Here is an 18,561-nt window from a genome sequence, read left to right on the forward strand (position 1 = left end):
GGCAGCGGCAGGGAGGCCCAGATCACCTTGCCGCCCTCACCCGTGCACTCGACGTCGCAGACTCCGCCGGCCTGCAGGGTCACGCTCTTCACCAGCAGCAGCCCTCGGCCGCCGAGCTGACCGTGGTCGCTCTCCAGCGCCTTGGGCCGGTACGGGTGACCGTCCTCCACGGAGATCCGCACCCAGCCGTCCTCGATCGCCAGCTCGGCGGTGAGGTACGGGGAGAGCACAGCAGCGTGCGTAACCGCGTTGCCCACCAGCTCGGAGACGATCAGCAGAACGTCGTCGACGAGCTCCTGGTACCGCTCCGCCGCCAGCCCCTGGGCCAGCAGCCGATCGCGTACCGCGTGCCGGGTCTGCGGCACCGAGGCCTCGTGCGCCGCCGCCGCGAAGCGCCAGACCCCCTCGGCCGGGCCCGAGCCCGGCGACTCCGCCTCGGGTGGCTCCTTCTCGGCCGACTCCTTCTCCGCCGGCTCAGGCTTGGCCGGTTCCGGCTCGGATCGTCCGGTCGCGGGCTCGGCAGCCCTGCTCATCTGCTCCACGTCAAGCCGCCCTTCGCGCAGGTGATGGGAGGCGACACCGGTGGCCCGGACCACCGGTCCTCGGGAATCGGGCGCTCCACTCAAGGCTCCCTTGGTCACCAGAGGCTAGGGAAGCCCCGGCAAACGGCGGGTCAGGGACTGCAACTGACCCTCTGTGGTCTTCTTCCGATCGTTTTCTGACGATTCCGGGCAGACCCTGTGCCGCTTGCGCTCGTGAGGCAGCCGAAACATTCACTCCGGCGACGGATTCTCCAGCCCCGATCCGCCACCGATCAGCAGCAGCCAGCCGAACAGCAGCACGCTCGCCAGCGTCGCGAACGCGTTGTACAGCAGCCCGAACACCGCCGCCCCCACCAGCACCACCCCGAGCACCACCAGCAGCCCGAACCTTCGCAACAACCCCCGCTCCGCCCCCCTCCTCACCCCCACCAGCCCCCTCCAGCACACGCCTCCTGCGCACCACGACCACCACCGCCTTACCCAGCCCCGCTTACGTCCTCCTTATGACGATCTATCCCATTCCTCCCCACCGCCCCGGCAAACCCACCCCGGGACGACAGATACGCAGGTGAGAAGCACTCCCCGGGCCTGGTAATGTTCTCTCTGTCGCCACGGGGCGCAGGAACAGAAACCCGAGGCACACACCCTGTCCGGGTGGCGGAATGGCAGACGCGCTAGCTTGAGGTGCTAGTGCCCTTTATCGGGCGTGGGGGTTCAAGTCCCCCCTCGGACACCAGCAGGAGCCCCAGTTGATCTGGGGTTTTTCTGTTTCCAGGCCACGGCTCAGCCGTCACGTGACCCACCGCGCGACCCACCGGCCAGCGGACTTGCCCTCAGACCAGGGCAGACAGGCCGAGTCGGCCCGCACCGGAGGCGGCCAGTCGCCGCGCCCCGCCCTTACGCGAGTGCCCGTAACTGGCCATCGTGCAGCCCGGCGAGTGGTGCCGGACGTTCGCCGAGACCTCCACCGGGATCAGCTTCGGCAGAGCTGATCCCAAAGCGCCGGACAGGACGTTGTGAATGCGACGGACCGTCTTCGCCCCAGCGGCATACCGCAGTTGGTCGGACACGGCGTCGTCTCCAACATCTGGTAGTGCTCGTCCAAAAATCGGGCACCTCGCCCGGTGCCGCCGAGGAACAGACCCTCGACAAGGAGATCCGCCTCCTTTGAAGCCTCGTCACTTACACTGTCGCCGTCACACAACGTGAGGGGTCATGTGAGTAGCGTGAATGAAACACCACGAAGGCCGCGGCGCCGCCTCGTGCTCCTCGGATCACTGATCGCCGCGCTCGTCGTGCAGTCGGCTGCGCTCGTCTCCCAGCAAATGCAGATCGACGATCTGCAGGCTCGGCACATCGGCGATCTGCAGGCAGAACACATCGCGCCCGGCCCCTCCGGTCCGCCCGGCCCCCCTGGCCCCCCTGGCCTGCAGGGCAGGGACGGGAAGGACGGGCAGAACGGGCAGGACGGGCAGAACGGGCGAGACGGGCGAGACGGGGGTGACGGCAGGGACGGCAAGGACGGCAAGGACGGACAGGGCGCTGTCGCCAAGCCATCGCCGACCGAGTCCCGCGGCCACAGTAAGGACCCCTGAAACAGGGCCCTCCCCGGCGACTCATCCGGCATTCACAGTTCACAATGACCCCGGGTTCCGCAGTTCGTGGGCACGCATGTAAGAAGTTGACTCGCCCGCAGAAGGGGACCTTCGTCGTTGACCGCAGCGAGCAGAAGCATCGGGACGCCCAGGACGACGAGAAGCAGTAGCCCCGCTCGGCTGGCAAGCGGCCAGCAGAACGGGTCTCCTGGAGTCGGTAGCTGCGCAGGAGGGCGATCCTGCGAAGGTCGTGGTGCTGGGCCAGGGCGTGGCGCTTCCCGGGCTGCCTTCGGGGATCGACGCGGTGGAGCTGCCGGAGAACCTTGGAATTCCGGGCGGCCGGAACAAGGGAGTGGAGTGGCTTCGCGACCGCGGCGGCCGGCGGTGGCCGTCCACGGAGACGGGCAGAACCCCCGCCCCTTCCAGGAACGGATCACGACGCGGGCGGATGCCGGCTCCTGGCGTCAGCGGTCCCAAGCCGCGGTGAGCGCGGCGACCGGGTCCGGGTCCGCCGAGGCGCACGGCCACCATTCTCCGTTCTCCTGGATGTACGGGTACCAGCGGCCGTCCGGGCCGAGGCGGAGCTGGAGGCCGGTGTCGCCGAGGGTGAGCCGGTTGCGCCAGGCCCGCAGGGGTAGGGGGGCGTCCGGGGTGTCCCTGGGGGCCATCTCCGCGAGCGCTTCGCCCAGCGCTGTCCGGGCCGCGGACATGGCGGCCGGGTCGGCGGGCGGGGTCTCCTCGGCGACGGCCAGGCCGGTGGCTCCGCCGTGCCGCCAGGCGCGGGTGAGTCGGGCGAGTTCCATGGGGCGAAGTCCGGTTCCGGCCTGCAGGGCGTGGAACCACTCGGGGTTGCGCTGGGTGACCGTGAGGCGCACTGCGTCCTGGCGCTGGGCGAGCGCGAGGGAGGTGTGGTCTCCGGCGAGGAGCTGGCGGGCGCGGCCGGCGGTGTCGGCGGCGAGGCGTTCAAGATCGCGGGCACTGAGTCCCGACTCGGCGGGGGGATCGACCGGCAGGTGGCTGTTCGCCGGTCCCGCAGCGCGCCCGGCAGCAGGCCGGCGTGGCTCCGGCAGTGCGGGCTGTTCTTCGGTCCAGCGCGCGTAGGCTGCGGCGGCCGGGACCCCGGCTGGGGCCTCCTCAGCACCGGGCCGCTCAGCCATCCGCCGCTCGCGCAGGGCGGCGAAGACCTGCTCGCGGTCCCGGCCTCGGAGGGCGAAGAGCACGAACGGGTCTTCGTCGATGCGGGCGGCGATCGCGTAGCACAGCGCGGCGGCGTGCTTGCAGGGGTAGCCCCAGTCGGGGCAGGAGCACTCGGGGTCCAGTTCGGTGGGCCTGGGCAGCAGCGGCACGCCGGCAGCGCGCGTGTCCTCGACCAGCTCTGCGGGCATCTCGCCGTCCAGCAGTGCGGCCACATGCCCGGCGCGGGCGGCGATCGCGTCGAGCAGGGTGCCCCACTGACCATCCGTCAGCACGGGGACGTGCACCGACGAGCGGTATGGCCGCGGCTGACTGCCCTGCACCGGGGCCTTCATCTGCCCGGGTCCGACCACGACCGCGCCGACCATGCCCTTGCGGGCATAGGTGCGGCCACGGGAGAGGCGGCCGGAGTCGAGGGTGGAGTCCTCAAGCGCGGTGATCCAGGCCTGGCCCCACCAGGTGGCGGCGAAGGCGCGGGCGCCCCGGGTGGGCGCGCGGCGGGCCGGAGTCATGACTGCCTCCTCAGGGCGACAAGTTCCGCCAGGTCGTCGTCGCCGAGTTCGGTCAGCGCCGCCTCGCCGGAGCCGACCACGGCCTCGGCCAGGGCGCGCTTGCTCTCCAGCAGCCGGGCTACCCTGTCCTCCACGGTGCCCTCGGCAACCAGTTTGTGGACCTGCACCGGCCGGTCCTGCCCGATCCGGTAGGCGCGGTCGGTGGCCTGGTCCTCGACGGCCGGGTTCCACCAGCGGTCGTAGTGCACCACGTGGGTTGCCCGGGTGAGGTTGAGTCCGGTACCGGCCGCCTTGAGCGACAGCAGGAAGACCGGGACGTCACCCGCCTGGAACGCGGCCACCATCTCCTCGCGTCGGGCCACCGTGGTGCCGCCGTGCAGGTACAGCGGCGTCATCCCACGCTGTGTGAGATGACGTTCGATCAACTTGGCCATCTGCGTGTACTGAGTGAAGACCAGTGCCGAATCGCCCTCCGCGACGATCGTGTCGAGCAACTCGTCGAGGACATCCAGTTTGCCGGAGCGCCCGGTGAGCGGTCCGCTCTGCCGCAGGTACTGGGCGGGGTGGTTGCAGATCTGCTTGAGCCCGGTCAGTAGCTTGAGCACCAGGCCCCTGCGGGCGATGCCCGCGCTCTCGCGGATGCGCTCCATGGTCTCGCGCACCACGGCCTCGTACAGCGAGGCCTGTTCGGCGGTGAGCGTGACGATGCGCTCGGTCTCGGTCTTGGCGGGCAGCTCGGGAGCGATGCCGGGGTCACTCTTCTTCCGGCGCAGCAGGAAGGGCCTCACCAGGCGGGAGAGCCGCTGGGCGGCTTCGGGGTCCTCGCCGGACTCCACTGCGCGCGCGTGCCGCTCGCGGAAGGCGGGCAGCGAGCCGAGCAGCCCGGGCGTCGTCCAGTCCAGCACTGCCCACAGTTCGGAGAGGTTGTTCTCGACCGGGGTGCCGGTGAGCGCGACCCGGGCCCGGGTGGGCAGGGCGCGCAGCTCGCGGGCGGTGGTGCTGTAGGGGTTCTTGACGTGCTGTGCCTCGTCGGCGGCCACCAGCCCCCAGTCGGCCTCGGCCAGGCGCTCCCGGTCCCGGCGCAGTACCCCGTACGTCACCAGCACGATCTCGTCGCCGGCCAGGTCGTCCAAGTGCCGTCCACCACCGTGGTACCGGCGCACGGGAGTGCCGGGCGCGAACTTCTCCGCCTCGCGCTGCCAGTTGCCGAGCAGGGACGCCGGGCAGACCACCAGGGTCGGTCCGGCGGTCGCCGGGTGGGCCTGCCGGTGCAGGTGCAGCGCGAGCAGCGTGATGGTCTTGCCGAGGCCCATGTCGTCCGCGAGGCAGCCGCCCAGCCTCAGCTCGCACATCTGCGCGAGCCAGGCCAGGCCCCGGCGCTGGTAGTCACGCAGCGTGGCCTTGAGCGCGGCCGGCTGCTCGACGGCCGGACGCGATTCGGGGTCACGGATGCGGGCCACCAGCTCCCCGAGCGCGCCCACCGCCGCGCAGGGCACCGGCTCGCCCTCGTGATCGGCTTGGCCGGTGAGGGCCGCGGTGAGCGCGTCCATCGGGCTGAGCGGTTCCATCCGGCGCCGCTTGGCACGAGCCACCAGCCTCGGGTCGGCGACCACCCACTGGTCACGCAGCCGGATCAGCGGGCGGCGCGCCTCGGCCAGGGCGTCCATCTCGACCTCGGTCAACTCCTCACCGCCCAGCGAGATCTGCCAGCGGAAGTCCAGCAGCGAGTCGGCGTCCAGCAGACCGCCCGCCGTGCTGCCAGGAGCTGTGTGCTGCCCGATCACCGCCTGCGCGGTGAGCGCCTTCACCAGCTCGCGCGGCCAGTGCACGGCGACGCCCGCCGCGCCCAGCGCGTCGGTGGCGTCGCCCAGCAGGTCCAACGCCTCGTCGTCGGTCAGCCGCAGCTGGTCGGGCGCGGCGTCCTGGAGCAGCCGACCCAGCGGCGCCCACGCCCTGGCCCCGCGCCGCAGCGCCAGGAGCATCTCCGTCTCGGCGCGCGGGCCGAGCAGCCGCTGCGCCGCCGGATCAGCCCAGGCCTGCGCCGCCTCCACCATCAGGGCGGGATCCTGGGCGGTGTGCAGCTGGAGCACGGCACGGAACTGCTTGCGGCGGCCCTCGGGCGGGTCCACCCGCAGCGACACCGAGACATCGGCGGCCAGCGCGCCGTCCAACTCCTCGGCCCAGCTGCGCAGTTGCGGCAGCGGTCGGACTTCCCGCCAGGCGTAGGGCAGTTCGCCGACCGCGAGCGGGGCGGCCGGGGTACGGGCCAGCGTGTCGGCCACCGAATCACAGAAGGCCCGCAGCAGCACGGCGGGCTCCACGATGCGCAGCGGTGCCGGCCCCGGCTGCGGCAGGCAGTGCGCGTGCGGCGGGAAGGCAGCGGCCAGTTCGTCCAGCGCCCGGCGGTGCCCGGCGTCGTACGGCCCGGCGTGCCAGGTGTCGTACGCCTCGGGGCTGAGCCCCGGGTAGATGCGGCCGTCGGCAAGCAGCCCCAGCGCGAAGCGCACGGCGGCGGCCCAGACGACCGCGGAAGGGTGCGCGGGGCGCGCGGTGAGCAGCGCGGGTACGGCCACGGCGACGGGCACGGCGAAACCCGGGACGGCACGGCGGCGCACCCCGCGCCCGTGCTGCAGCACCAGCTCGGCCGACCGCGCGTCGATACCGGTCGGGGGCTGCGTTGTCCGTGCCTTCCCGAGGTCGGTGGGGCACCACAGCAGCAGTCGCCCGTTGCGCGACGGTTCCTCCGGCAGGAACACGGCGGCCCAGCCGTCGCCGAGCAGCCCGGTGGCCCACGAGACGGCCTCCGGGGCGGCGAGCGGCGGCAGCGCGCGCTGCCTCGGCAGCCTGCCTCCGACCATCACGGCCTTGAGTTGGTGCTCCGTCGCCTGTGCTTGGGTGCGTCGCGCCATGTCCCCACATCCCTCACCCGATCAGAGGACATCCTGGCGGCTGGACCAGCACCAGGCAAACCGCCGGTGAGGCAGTGGACGTACAGGCCACGCGTGACGACGCGTCCGGGGCGGGCATTCGGCACGGGGCGTACCCCGCCGGGACAGCCGAGGCCGAGGTTCGCCGTCGGGACAGCGCTCCTTCCGCTTCCCGGGAGACCTCGGCTGCGCCAGCGGACCGGACAGCGCTGGGCATCCCTCCACCCACACGGGCCATCAGTGCCATGTACCCGGAGACAGTCGGCCCCCGGGAAGCGGGAAGCTCACACGGGTGGCGGGGCTGGTGGGCGAGTCGGCGATTGATGCGGGGTGGCGGAGGCCCTGGTGACGGGTCGCAGGGCGGCGGCTATCGCCAAGGCCGCTGGAGAGGGCGGACGGTGAGCGTTCCCCTTACGAGGCGTGGCGCCGGCGCGAGCCGCGCGCGTAGGACGCTCCAGGACGATGTCGTGGCCGGGGCCGGTCACCGTCAATCCCGCACCCCACGGCGCCAGGGCGTGGCGGGCGATGACCGCTCCGCGTCTCGTGGCAATCGACAGGTACGGCTCGTCGAGGCGCCAACGAACTTCCACGACAGCGCCGGACAGGTTGGGTGGGATCGCGTAGAGGTTGCCGCGAAAGGAGACCAGACCCTCGGCGTTGGCCGTGCGGATGACACAGACCCGGGCGGGGTAAGGCGTGGTCGGCAGATCCAGCGGCCTCTTCGGACGAGCGGGCGCGCCGGTCGTGTCACGGGCTTTCGGACGGCTACCGTCCATCGACACCGCGAGCCTGTCCAGGCTGTCCAGCGCGGCTTGCAAGCGGGTGTCGTCGCCCACCGTGTGCCACCAGTCGTGGACGGCCGAGCGGCGGGCCTCGTCGACCGAGTCGTTCGGGTCACCTCGGTCTGGTGGGCATTCGACACTGACACCGTAGTACTTGGCAACGTCGGCGAACCTCGACGTCACCCTGCCGGTCGCTGGACAGCACACCAGCGGCGTCCGATCGAAGCGCCAGAGTCCACAGGTGCCGCCCAGCTGCCTGAGTAGTCGATCCACGGCTTCCACGAGCTGCGGGAACTCCTCGTTCTCCGCCAGCGCTCCACGCCAGCGGCCCGCGTGCGTGAGCGAGCCCGTCAGGAGGTGGGCGTGGCTCCCGCAGCCCCACTCCGCGGGTGGGTCGGGAAGCCTCAGCCAGTCGAACCGCAGTTCTTCACCTGCTGAGTGCGGGGTGGCCGTGCCGTCCCTGGGGGGGTGGCGGTGGCATCGCTCGCAGGGCGGCCGCACCTGGTGATTGCGCAGAGCGCGGGTGAAGGTCGGGTAGCTGCCCGCGTAGCCCAGCCCGACGATCTCGTTGAACAGCACGGTCGCCGGCAGGTGCGCATCATCCGCGAGGCGTTGTCGGCAGTACGGCAAGAACCACAGAAACTCGACCTTGCCGGAGCCTCGGACGCCTACAAAGCGCTCCCCGCTGAGGTAGGACCTCACTGTTTTGCGGTCGCGCCCCAAGTGTCGGGCGATCGCCGAGATGGACCACCCCTGACAGCGCAATGCGCGCGCCTCCAGGTATTCCTCTCTGGCGAACATCCGAGCTCCCTCAAGAGTCCATCGGTGCCGCACTACGCGGCGATCCGGTCCTCGAGCCGACGGATCGTCCGCACGAAGTCGGTGGCCACCCCGCAGGGGGCCTGTCCCCGACCACCTGCGTGGCCGTCCCCCGCTGAAGGCTATGCGGCGCACGGGGGGCCGGCACGGGGCGGACGGCAGTGACGGCTGCCGGCGCGGAGGGGTTGGCTCTGCCGTCGCGGCGGAACGCAAGGTTCCGCCCGGTCGGGATTGCTTATGGGCAGTCGGCACGAGACGGTCTTGGTTCCATCGGAGTGGGCTTCGCAGTGCCATGAATCGGCGAGGAGTCCGACAAGAAGCAGGCCGCGCCCGTTCTCGTGGTGACGGGCCGCGCGGCGGGTCCGGGGCAGGCCGACGGAGTGGTCGCTGACCGCGATGGACAGCCACTGCTCGTCGTGTTCGACCGTCACGGTGATCGGGTTCTGGTTGGAAGCGTGCTGGATCGCGTTGGTCACCAGCTCGCTCACCGCGAGCTCGGCACTGTGTCGGAGGTGGTCCAGTCGCCAGTGCCTCAGCACTGCCGTGACCATGTGGCGTGTCTGGCGAACGTGCTCGGGCTGTGGGATGAAGGTCACGGTGCGTCGCCGCTCGCCGTCGTGGTTCCCGGTGCCGGGTTGCTCCGGGGCGACTATCGGGGTGTCCGGCCTTGCCGGGGAGACTGCGGCCGAAAGCAGGCTCGTGGGGACGGGCCGGCTCCGATCGGGATACGGGAGATTCTGACTCATGTTCATGGTCCCTGCCTGGTCGCCGTTCTGGCCGGTGGAGTGACGCGAGAGGTGTCCCGGTGGCCGCCTCTCCCGGGCCTGCGAGTGCCCTTCGGGTGGGTGACCGGCGTACCGCGCGCCTCGGGGACGCGCGGTACGCCGGTCACCGGAGAGCTATGGGCTGTCGTTGGTGTGGAGCTTCAGCCCCATGTGCTCGGCGAGGCCGGCGGCCAGCGCTGCCAGGGTCGGGTGCTGCTGTACGAAGTCGCTCGCGAGTTTGATGCCCAGGTCGGATTCCAGGCGTGTGCGCAGTTCGATCCTGAGCAGTGAGTCGAACCCGAGTGCCTTCAGGGGGGTCTGGGGGTCGAGGGTGGTGCTGCCGAGCCGGAGCACGATGCGGATGTGCTCGGCCAGGTAGTGCTCCAGGGCGGTACTGCGGGCGAGTCCGGGTTCGATGGACCTGAGCCCGGCCTGGACGTCCCGGGTGACGGGGTTCCGTTCGCCCCGTTCGCCTTGTCGGTGGTGCGCGAGAAGGTCGAATAGCGAGGACTGCCGACCGGCCGGGGGGATCCAGGTGTCGGGTTCGCCGGGGATGACGCCGGTGCGTACGCGACGGTGAGCCAGCAGTGTGGCGAGGGCTTGGAGGCCGGCTGCGGTGGGGATGGTCTGGTAGCCGCGGGCGGCGAAGCCGGTGGCGACGCCGGTCTCGCCCCAAGGGCCCCAGTTGACGGCGAGGGTGGGCAGGCCGCGAGTGGTACGCCAGGTGGCGAATTCGTCGAGCCAGGCGTTGGCGGCGGCGTAGGCGCCTTGGCCGGGATTGCCGAGCAGGGACGCCATGGAGGAGTACAGGACGAACCAGTCGAGTGCCAGTCCGGCGGTGGCTTCGTGCAGGCGCCATGCGCCGGTGGCCTTCGGCCGCCACACCCGTTCGAGCTGGTCGTCCGTGATGTTGGTGATCGCGGCATCGTCGAGGACCATGGCGCCGTGGACGAGGCCGCGCAACGGCAGGCCGTCGGTTGTGGCGGCTGCCACGAGGCGGTCGGCGGTGCCCTGCTCGGCGATGTCGCCGAGCACGACGGTGATCCGAGTACCGCTCCGGCGCAGCCGGGTGAGCGTCTGTTCGGTGGCTGCGGAGGGCGGTGTACGGCCGTTGAGGACCAGATGGTGCGCGCCTTGCCGGGCCAACCATTCGGCGGTGGCGAGGCCGACGCCGCGCAGGCCGCCGGTGACGAGGTAGGCGCTGTCCGGTTGGACCGGGGAGGGCGCGTCTCGGAGCATCGCGGTGGTCTCTCCGTCCTCCGGGACGATCAGCACCAGTTTGCCGATATGGCCGGCTCCGGCCATGAGGCGGAACGCGTCGGCGGCCCGGGCTAGCGGGTAGGTCCGGCACGGCAACGGCGCCAGGCGGCCCTGGTCGAACTCGCCGAGGACTTCTCGCAGCACCGTGGCGAAGGCGCCGGGTCGGGCGTGCTGCAGTTCGATGAGGTCGACCGTGCTCATGGTGATGTTGTGCCGCAGCGGCGCCAGTCCGAGCGGTGTGTCGGAGAGGATGTCCCGCACTCCCAGCTCGACGAACCTTCCGAAGGGCCGCAGAGCCTCCAGCCCGGCCCGGATCGCCTGGCCGGACAGCGAGTTGAGGACGACATCGACGCCTTGACCGGCGGTGGCGGCCCGGATCTGCTCGGTGAAGTCCAGTGTCCGGGAGTCCATCACGTGCTGGATTCCCATGTCGCGCAGGTACTGACGCTTCTCATCGCTACCGGCGGTGGCGAACACCTCGGCGCCCAGGCGGGTCGCGACCGCGACGGCGGCCAGACCGGTTCCACCGGTGGCGCTGTGGATCAGGACCCGTTCCCCTGCGGTGAGCCGGCCGACGTGGCGTAGGGCGTACCAGGCCGTGAGGAAAGCGGTGGGCAGCCCTGCCGCCGCGGTCGGGTCGACCCCGGCGGGGATGGGTGCGACGGCGGCGGCGGGCACGGTGGTGAACGAGGCGAAGGCGCCGCCGCGCAGGTCTGCGGCGAGCACGCTGTCCCCGAGGCGGACGTGCTGGACTTCGGGCCCGACTGCGGTGATCACGCCCGCGCACTCGAATCCGATGCGGTACCCGGCGTCCTCGTCGGTGGACAGCAGGCCCATGGTGGTGAGCACGTCGCGGAAGTTCACGCCCGCAGCCTGGACCCGCAGTTCTACTTCGCCTGGTCCTGGGGCGCATCGTGCGGTCGCGGACAGTTCCAGGGCATCGAGGTCGCCGAGGCGGCCGGCCCGCAGCTGGAACCGGTCGGCACCGTAGCGGACGGTACGGGTGGTGACCGTCGCACGTTCGTCGTCCGACAGCGGCGTGTAGGCCAGGCGGGCGATGTGGCGGGTGGCGTCGCGCAGGGCGACCTCGTCCTCGGGAGACCCGGCGAGGAGTTCGCGTGCGACGCCGCGCAGTTCGGCGTCGGCCGGATCGGCGTCCACCAGGCTGGCTCGCAGGTCGGGGTGTTCGTGCGTCAGGACACGGACGAGTCCGCGCAGAGCGCTTTGGGCCAGATCGGGCGGCCGGCTGGGTTCGAGGCTCCGGGCGGCGCGGGTGACCGCGTACAGGCGCGGGGGCTCGGTGTGGGCGGCGGCGGCCTGGGCGACGGCGATCAGCCGCCGGGTGCGTCGAAGCGCGGTTGTGTCGGGGTCCTGTCCGGGCGTGGGCGGTGCGCAGATCAGGACCACGGCCCGCGGTGGTGGGAACGGGGCGGCCCAGCGCCGGGCGAGAGGTCCTCTGAGCCGTTCGAGAGGGGCGGCGCCGAGAGGGGCGTCCAGGACGTCGGTGGTCGCTCCCCCGGAGTGCAGGGCGCTGGCGAGTATCTGGGCGGAACCGTCCGCCTCGCCGATGACGAGCCAGTTCCCTGCGGCGGTCGGTCTCGTCGTCTCCGGACAGGGGAGGGCGTGCCAGCTGGTCTCGAGGAACCATCGGTCGACGGCGGCGTCTGCACGGCGTCGGAGGAATCGGAGGGCGTCGATGGCGACCACGGTCCTGCCGTCCTGGTCCAGCAGCAGCACGTCTCCGACGATGCCGTCCTCGTCGCTCTGGGAGATGCGGGCGTGGCCGTATCTTGCGGCCGCCGGGTCGGCGAGGATCCGCACCGCCTGCACGTGGACCGGCAGGACCAGGCCCTGGCCCGGTTCCCGGATCAAGCCGGCCACCACGAGTTGCGCGCAGAGATCGAGGAGGACTGGATGGATCCGCAGGGAGTGCGGCGCCGTCTGCGCGGCCGCCGGGACTCTGACGTGGGCCCAGAAGCTGTCGCCTCGCGGTGCGGTGCGCAGGTCGGTGATGCCGGTGAAAGCGGGACCGTGTTCCAGGCCCCGGGTGCGCAGGCTCGCATACAGCGTGGCCGGGTCGAGGCTCACCGGGTGCTCCGCGGCCAGTTCGGCCACCGACGCGCCCGGCGCCTGCGGGAGCGCGGTGATGCGGTGCAGGACCGCATCGGCATGGCGTACCCAGGCACCGTCCTCGCCGTGGCCGAAGATCGCGCAGTCGGCGCGATCGGGGGTGAGCTGGGTGACGATCGTGCGGACGTCGGTGTGGTCGGCGAGAGACATCAGCTCGCGGAAGTGGATGTCGACGACTTCGACCTCGTGCGGTGCGGCGTGGAAGGCCTCGCAGGCGGCGGTCAACGCCAGAGCGCTGTACGCGGCGCCCGGAAGGACCGCGCTGTTGTGGACGCGGTGGTCGGCCATCCAGGGCAGGACCGTGGTTCCGGTGTCGGCCTGCCAGGAGTGGCGCAGCTGTGCGCCTGGTACTTCGGTGTGCATACCGGGCAGGGCGGTGCCAAAACCGCCGAGGCCGCGAGGGGTGGCCCCGGTGCTCTCCGCCCAGTGGTGCCGGCGGTTGAAGGTGAGGGAGGGCGCGTCGGCGAGGTTCGCGTCGGCGTAGAGGTGGGACCAGTCGACCTCGACTCCGGCGCAGTGCAGGGCCGCGAGCTGGGTCCGGAAGGTGATCAGCTCGTCCTCGTCACGACGCAGGGTGGGCAGGACGACCGGGCCGTGGAGGAGGCCGGCGAGGCTCTGCGATACGGCGTGGGTGACCACGGGATGGGGGGAGACCTCGATGTAGACCTGGTGCCGGTCAGCCGCGGCGGCGGCGACGGCGGAGGCGAATCGGACCGGGCGGCGCAGGTTGTCGCGCCAGTACGCGGCGTCGAAAAGCGGAGTCTTGTGCGGGTCGTCCAGGACTGTCGAGTAGAAGGGGATGACCGGCCGACGGGGGGCGAGGTCTGCGAGGGCGGTCGTGAGGTCGGCCAGCAGCGGGTCCACCTGGGGACAGTGCGAGGCGACGTCGACGGCGATCAGGTGCGCGGGGATGCCCCGGTTCTGCCAGGCGGCGACCAGCCGCTTCACCTCGCCGAGGGTGCCTGCGACGACCGTCGAGCCCGGTGCGGCCATGACGGCGACGCAGACGGATCCAGCGGCGCCCAGGTCGGAGAGTTCGCACTCCACCATGGCAGGGTCCAGGCCGACCGTCGCCATGGTGCCGGCCCCGGCGATCCGGGTGAGCAGGGCGGATCGCCGGCAGATCACGCGGACGCCGTCAGCCAGCGGCAGGGCCCCGGCTACGACCGCGGCCGCGACCTCGCCCATGGAATGGCCGACGACAGCGGCCGGCTCGACGCCATGGGCACGCCACGCCGCGGCCAACGCGGTCTGCAGGGCGAACAGCATCGGCTGTACCCGTCCGCATCCGTTGACCTGCTCTGCGGCGCGGACCAGGTCGAGGACGGAGAAGCCGGCTTCGGCGGAGATCAGCGAGTCGGCTTCGGCCAGCGCCGCGGCGAAGGCCGGCTCGTGTTGCAGCAGACCGCGTCCCATGCCCGGCCACTGCGAGCCCTGCCCGGAGAACACCCATACCGGACGACGGCTGATCCCGGCACCCACCGCCCCGCACACCACGCCCGGATGGGCCCGTCCGGCCTCGAACGAGCGCAGGGCGCGGATCAGGTCGCGGTGCGAGCCCGCCACCACGCCGAGGCGGCCGCGGCCGAGGGAACGTCGCAGGGCAAGCGTGTGGGCGATGTCGCGCAGCGGGGCGGCGGCTCCGTCGCCCTCGAGCCAGTCCGCGAGCCGCTGGGCTGCGGCGGGCAGCACGCTCGGCGATCCGGCCGGGACGAGGAAGACCTCGGACGGGGCACTGCGTTGGGCCGGCACCCGCTGGCGGTTGGCGACGGATACCTGCCGCACCAGGGCGCCGGCGTGGTGATTCGCGGTCGCGGGTGGCGTCTGCTCCAGCACCACGTGGGCGTTGGTTCCGGAGAACCCGAAGGAGGAGACCGCGGCCAGCCGGGAGGCTGTCGGCGTGGGCCAACTGCTCAGCTCGGTGGGGACGAAGAGGCGGGTTCCCTGCGCGGTGATGGCCGGGTTCCAACGGTTGAAGTGCAGATTCGGCGGGATGAGCCCGTGCTGGAGGCAGAGCACCGTCTTGATCAACCCGACCACTCCGGCGGCCGGCTCCAGATGTCCGATGTTCGTCTTGACCGATCCGAGCGCGCAGCGGCCCTGGCCCACACCGTAGACCTCAGCCAGACTGGAGAACTCGACCGGATCGCCGACCGGTGTCCCTGTCCCGTGCGTCTCGATCATCCCCACCTCGCGGGGATCGGTTCCGGCCCTCGAAAGCGCCTGTCGGTACAGCGCCTGCTGAGCCAGGACCGACGGGGCGGCCAGACCGTCGGAACGGCCGTCCTGGTTGACCGCCGTGCCGCGGACCACCGCGAGGACGCGGTCGCCGTCGCGCAACGCGTCGGCGAGGCGTTTGAGGACGACAACGCCGCAGCCTTCACCGCGTACGAACCCGTCCGCCGCGGCGTCGAACGTACGGCAGCGTCCCGTGGGTGAAAGCATCCCCATCCGGACGAACGACATCGTGGTCCTGGACCCGAGATTGAGCGTGACACCGCCGGCCAGGGCGAGATCGCACTCCTCGCCGCGCAGGGCCTGGCACGCCAGGTGCACCGCCACCAGGGAGGAGGAACACGCGGTGTCCAAGGCGACGCACGGTCCGTGCAGGCCCAGCAGGTAGGAGATCCGGCCCGCCGCCACGCAGTGCCCGTTCGTGAGGATGGAACCCTCCAGCTCCCGGCGCTGCCCGGCGAGACCTTCCATGTAGTCGGTGTAACTCAGACCTGCGAACAGTCCGGTCGACGTCCCGGCCAGCCGCTCCGGCGCGCGTCCGGCGTGCTCCAGCGCCTCCCAGGCCACCTCCAGCAGCAGCCGGTGCTGGGGGTCCAGAACGTCCGCCTCCTTGCCGGAGACCCCGAAGAAGTCCGCGTCGAAGCCGGACACATCCCGCAGATACCCGCCCCACCGGGGCAGCGGCTCGACCGCGCTCTGCCGATCGTGCGGCGCCTGCAACCGTGCTCGGCCGACCGGGGGCTCCCCGACGGCGTCGCGCGCCTCCACGAGCAGCCGCCACAGGGCGGCGGGCGAGTCGACATCGCCGGGAAGCCGGCATGCCATGCCGACGATCGCGATGAGCGAGCCGGCGTGACCGGGTTCGTTTTCGTGTCCCACCACGGGGTCCTCCTTACTTTGCTGAACGGACAGGAGTCAGCGGGCGATGCGGTAGGTGCGCAACCGGCAGGCGGCGACAGGGGGTTGGCGGTATCGCGGGGGCCGCCCTGTCCACCGCGCCGTGCGGGTCCGGGTGAGGGCGGCAGGATCGCCGCGTTTCGACTGCCGCTGTCCACCAGGGCAGCGGTGACATACCGGCAAGGCGGCCTGCGGCTGGTGTCGGCACGGGTCGGCCGGTGCGGCCCGACGGGGTCAGGTGGCGTCCGGGGTGCCGAGCAGGATCACGCTCTTGACGCCTCCGATCTGGTAGTTGCAGCTCAGCGCGTAGTCGAAGTCGAGGGGCCGGGTGCGGACGCCGGGCACGGGATCGAAGGTGAGGTTGTCTGCCAGCTGCTCGCAGTTCGCGGTGGGGCACACCTCGCCGTGCTCCATCATGAGCAGCGTCAGTGCGACGCCGAGGGCACCGGCCGGGGCACCGTTGTGGCCGAAGCAGGCTTCCTGGGACGTCATCAGCAGGTCGGCTGCCGCAGGTCCGTACAGGCGTCTGACCGCGTTCGCCTCGAAGGCGGTCACCACCACGTCGCCGTCGCTGCCGCCGTGGATGTAGGGCACCTGGCCGATCTCCCAACGGTTCCCGAGGCACTCGCGGACGGCGGCGACCAGCGAGGCGCCGTTCTCGTCGCTCGCCAGCGGATTCGAGAGCCCGTCACGGGTCATGGCATGGGCGAGGATCTGGCCGTAGGCGTGGGCTCCGCGCTGTTGCGCGCGCTCGCGGCTCTCCAGCACCAGGGTCGCCGATCCCTCGCCGTGGTTCACGCAGTCCGCGCGCCGGTCGTAGGGCCGCATGAGGCGGTCGAACGACGGGAGCATCTCCGGCATGCCGGGCACCCGGATCGACTCGTACGTGCGCTGGGCACCGTGCAGTAGACGCTGGACGTTCTGGATGACATCCACGCCGAAGACATCGACCCCGGTGACGACAGCGAGGTCGACCGAACCGTCGGCGATCATACGGCGGGCGTTGCCGACCTGTACGGCGGACGACGCACAGCCGCACGACACGGTGAAGCAGGGACCGGTTGTGCAGGTGAGCGCCCCTTGCACCAGAGCCACATCGGACGGTGTGAGAGCCTGCTGGCCCCTGACGAACAGTTGCATCGCCTCCTGCGGCGTCGTCGTCTCGGCGTCGGCCTGCAGTACGGCGAGATAGCTGGGGATGTTGGCGTCGATTCCCCCACGACCGACCAGGATGGCCGCGTGCGCCAGATCCCCCGCACGGATGTCCAGTCCGGCGTCCGCGCAGGCCTCCACCAACGACACCAGGCCGTAGCGGTGTGCGTTGGTGTAGTGCTGGGAGAAGATCCCCGGAACGTCCGGGAGGCGTTCGTCGAACGCGGCGGGCGACAGGTTGACCGCGCCGTAGTAAACGCCGTCGTGCTTGAGGCACGAACGCCCGTGGGAGGCAACGTCCCATACGTCGTCCCCCGTGAACACCGGTCGGCTGTCACCCGGCAGGCAGAACCCCATGCCGGTGACCATGGCGTCCCGCGCGCTCGTGCCGCCGCGGTTCGAGGTCGCGGCCGGCCGGGTCACGACACACCCCCTCGGGCTCCGGGGAGAATGATCGCCACGGCGATCTGTGCGGTGGAGAACTCACCCATCAGTGCTCACCTCCGTGTTGGTAGCCGGTTCATGGACCTGCCGCACGAACCCGACCGCTTCCCCTGACACCCGCCAGACCTGCGGCCGAGCCCGTTGGCACTGTGTGGTCACCGCGCACTCGCCGAGGCCTGCCAGGTCCCGACGAGTGCTTGATCACGCCGGCAGTTGTCGCAACCGCTGCAGACTGCCGGCGTTCGTCGTCCGGAGACCGGAGACACCCACCCTCGCCGCTGACCACTGGGCGGCAGCCCACCCCGTGGCGACGCTACTCGGCAATAGCTGTGCGGTACGACCAGCGGCAGACGGGCATCAGGCCGCCACCGATGTCGACGTATTCCTGGGAAAACTCGAAATGCTCATACCAATTCCGGAGGGGGATCTTCACTTGCTCTCCGGACCAGTCCGGCGACATTTCCCAGACTCTGGGGATTTCATCCGGCCCCCCCTTGAGAAGTACGAGCAAAGGATGCGGCAAGGCACTCACCAATCCTACATTCCGGAAAGAGAGAATCCGTTTCTACACGATGAATGTAACCGAGAAAGTGGCCATCAGGAAGGGCGCAAGCAGAGTCACCGAAGGCACCGCGGCGGCGTGCGTCGCAGATAAGTCGCAATGGATACCCCAAAGCGCCCCCATGAGCGCCAGAGGCGCACCCAAGAACCCTTGATGAGCACACGTTCCAGGCAATATCATACTATCCACAGGAGCTGCTCACGAGGCTTTTTATGCGAATATGAAAATTCTCTACGCTCACCCGACCCCCACCGCCAGGCCACCTTACACTCCCTGGTTGTGGTCATACAACGCCCTTCCGGCCGCGCAACGTCATCACGTTCGCCACGGTTCTGGCCGACATGCCAAGAAAGTCCAGGCAGCCCAAGGAGCATGCGCCGCACAGACCTGCTGGCAAGAGCGGCCTGGATGTCGTTCCGGGGTTTATTCCAACGCGCCCCCGAGAAAGCCGACGGGGTTGATCAACATTTCCGGAAAATGATCTCCCTGGCGGATCGGGCAACTGGAACACCAGCCGTCGAAGGGAGATCAATGCGCATTAGAATTCGGGCGATCCGGTTGCAGGTGGCCATCACAGTGCGGCTCCAGCGCACGCACGCGCAGCCCAAAATCAAAACCACGAGCCGCTTATTAAGCTGACGCTCGACCAGGACGCATTCATCCCATTGCCACGGCCGAGCGGGAAATCTAGCTTGAAATTAAACACCTCGGCGACACCGCTCGAAGCGGCTCGCCCGGCCTCTCCC

At 70.7% G+C, this 18,561-nt stretch carries 8 protein-coding genes, 1 tRNA gene and 3 pseudogenes; 2 read left to right on the forward strand and 10 right to left on the reverse strand.

What is annotated here, in order from left to right; all coding sequences use genetic code 11:
- Nucleotides 1-2 precede the first annotated feature (2 nt).
- Nucleotides 3-533: pseudogene (locus P3T39_RS08200) on the reverse strand (ATP-binding protein); the annotation flags it as partial.
- 261 nt (nt 534-794) lie between these two features.
- Nucleotides 795-971 (reverse strand): annotated as a pseudogene (locus P3T39_RS08205) (HdeD family acid-resistance protein); the annotation flags it as partial.
- Nucleotides 972-1,190: 219 nt separating this feature from the next.
- On the opposite strand from P3T39_RS08205, the gene P3T39_RS08210 reads away from it, so the two are divergent.
- Nucleotides 1,191-1,278 (forward strand) — tRNA-Leu (locus P3T39_RS08210).
- Nucleotides 1,279-1,375: 97 nt separating this feature from the next.
- On the opposite strand, the gene P3T39_RS08215 is transcribed toward P3T39_RS08210, so the two are convergent.
- Nucleotides 1,376-1,612 (reverse strand): hypothetical protein, encoded by a 237-nt coding sequence (locus tag P3T39_RS08215; protein WP_280696697.1) that lies wholly within the window; start codon nt 1,610-1,612, stop codon nt 1,376-1,378.
- Between the two features lie 204 nt (nt 1,613-1,816).
- The gene (locus P3T39_RS08220; protein ID WP_280696698.1) at nt 1,817-2,122 is read right to left on the reverse strand and encodes a hypothetical protein; all 306 of its coding nucleotides are present in this window, start codon (nt 2,120-2,122) and stop codon (nt 1,817-1,819) included.
- 223 nt (nt 2,123-2,345) lie between these two features.
- On the opposite strand from P3T39_RS08220, the pseudogene P3T39_RS08225 reads away from it, so the two are divergent.
- Nucleotides 2,346-2,495, forward strand: a pseudogene (locus tag P3T39_RS08225) (glycosyltransferase family 2 protein); the annotation flags it as partial.
- A 106-nt stretch (nt 2,496-2,601) separates the two neighbouring features.
- Here the strand turns inward: P3T39_RS08225 and P3T39_RS08230 are convergent.
- The 6 genes from P3T39_RS08230 to P3T39_RS08255 form a co-directional block, all read right to left on the reverse strand.
- The gene (locus P3T39_RS08230) at nt 2,602-3,843 is read right to left on the reverse strand and encodes an SWIM zinc finger family protein (RefSeq protein WP_280696699.1); all 1,242 of its coding nucleotides are present in this window, start codon (nt 3,841-3,843) and stop codon (nt 2,602-2,604) included.
- A complete protein-coding gene (locus P3T39_RS08235; RefSeq protein ID WP_280696700.1) occupies nt 3,840-6,752 on the reverse strand; it encodes a DEAD/DEAH box helicase in 2,913 nt (970 codons plus the stop codon). Before P3T39_RS08235 ends, P3T39_RS08230 begins: the two co-directional genes overlap by 4 nt.
- Before the next feature lie 302 nt (nt 6,753-7,054).
- Entirely contained in the window at nt 7,055-8,353 is a 1,299-nt protein-coding gene (locus P3T39_RS08240; protein ID WP_280696701.1) for an IS21 family transposase, read from the reverse strand.
- A gap of 917 nt (nt 8,354-9,270) precedes the next feature.
- Nucleotides 9,271-15,642 (reverse strand): type I polyketide synthase, encoded by a 6,372-nt coding sequence (locus P3T39_RS08245; protein ID WP_280696702.1) that lies wholly within the window; start codon nt 15,640-15,642, stop codon nt 9,271-9,273.
- 249 nt (nt 15,643-15,891) lie between these two features.
- Complete coding sequence (locus P3T39_RS08250; RefSeq protein ID WP_280696848.1) at nt 15,892-17,178, reverse strand: beta-ketoacyl synthase N-terminal-like domain-containing protein; 1,287 nt, start codon at nt 17,176-17,178, stop codon at nt 15,892-15,894.
- A gap of 388 nt (nt 17,179-17,566) precedes the next feature.
- On the reverse strand, nt 17,567-17,785 hold the full coding sequence (locus tag P3T39_RS08255; protein ID WP_280696703.1) for a DUF5988 family protein: 219 nt from the start codon (nt 17,783-17,785) through the stop codon (nt 17,567-17,569).
- Nucleotides 17,786-18,561: the final 776 nt, after the last annotated feature.

Origin of the sequence: Kitasatospora sp. GP82 (assembly GCF_029892105.1) — a bacterium.
GTDB lineage: Bacteria > Actinomycetota > Actinomycetes > Streptomycetales > Streptomycetaceae > Kitasatospora.

Coding starts and splice junctions, on each gene's coding strand:
- P3T39_RS08250 (WP_280696848.1), bottom strand. CDS start 17,178: ATGGTCACCGGCATGGGGTTCTGCCTGCCGGGTGACAGCCGACCGGTG.
- P3T39_RS08235 (WP_280696700.1), bottom strand. CDS start 6,752: ATGGCGCGACGCACCCAAGCACAGGCGACGGAGCACCAACTCAAGGCC.
- P3T39_RS08230 (WP_280696699.1), bottom strand. CDS start 3,843: ATGACTCCGGCCCGCCGCGCGCCCACCCGGGGCGCCCGCGCCTTCGCC.
- P3T39_RS08240 (WP_280696701.1), bottom strand. CDS start 8,353: ATGTTCGCCAGAGAGGAATACCTGGAGGCGCGCGCATTGCGCTGTCAG.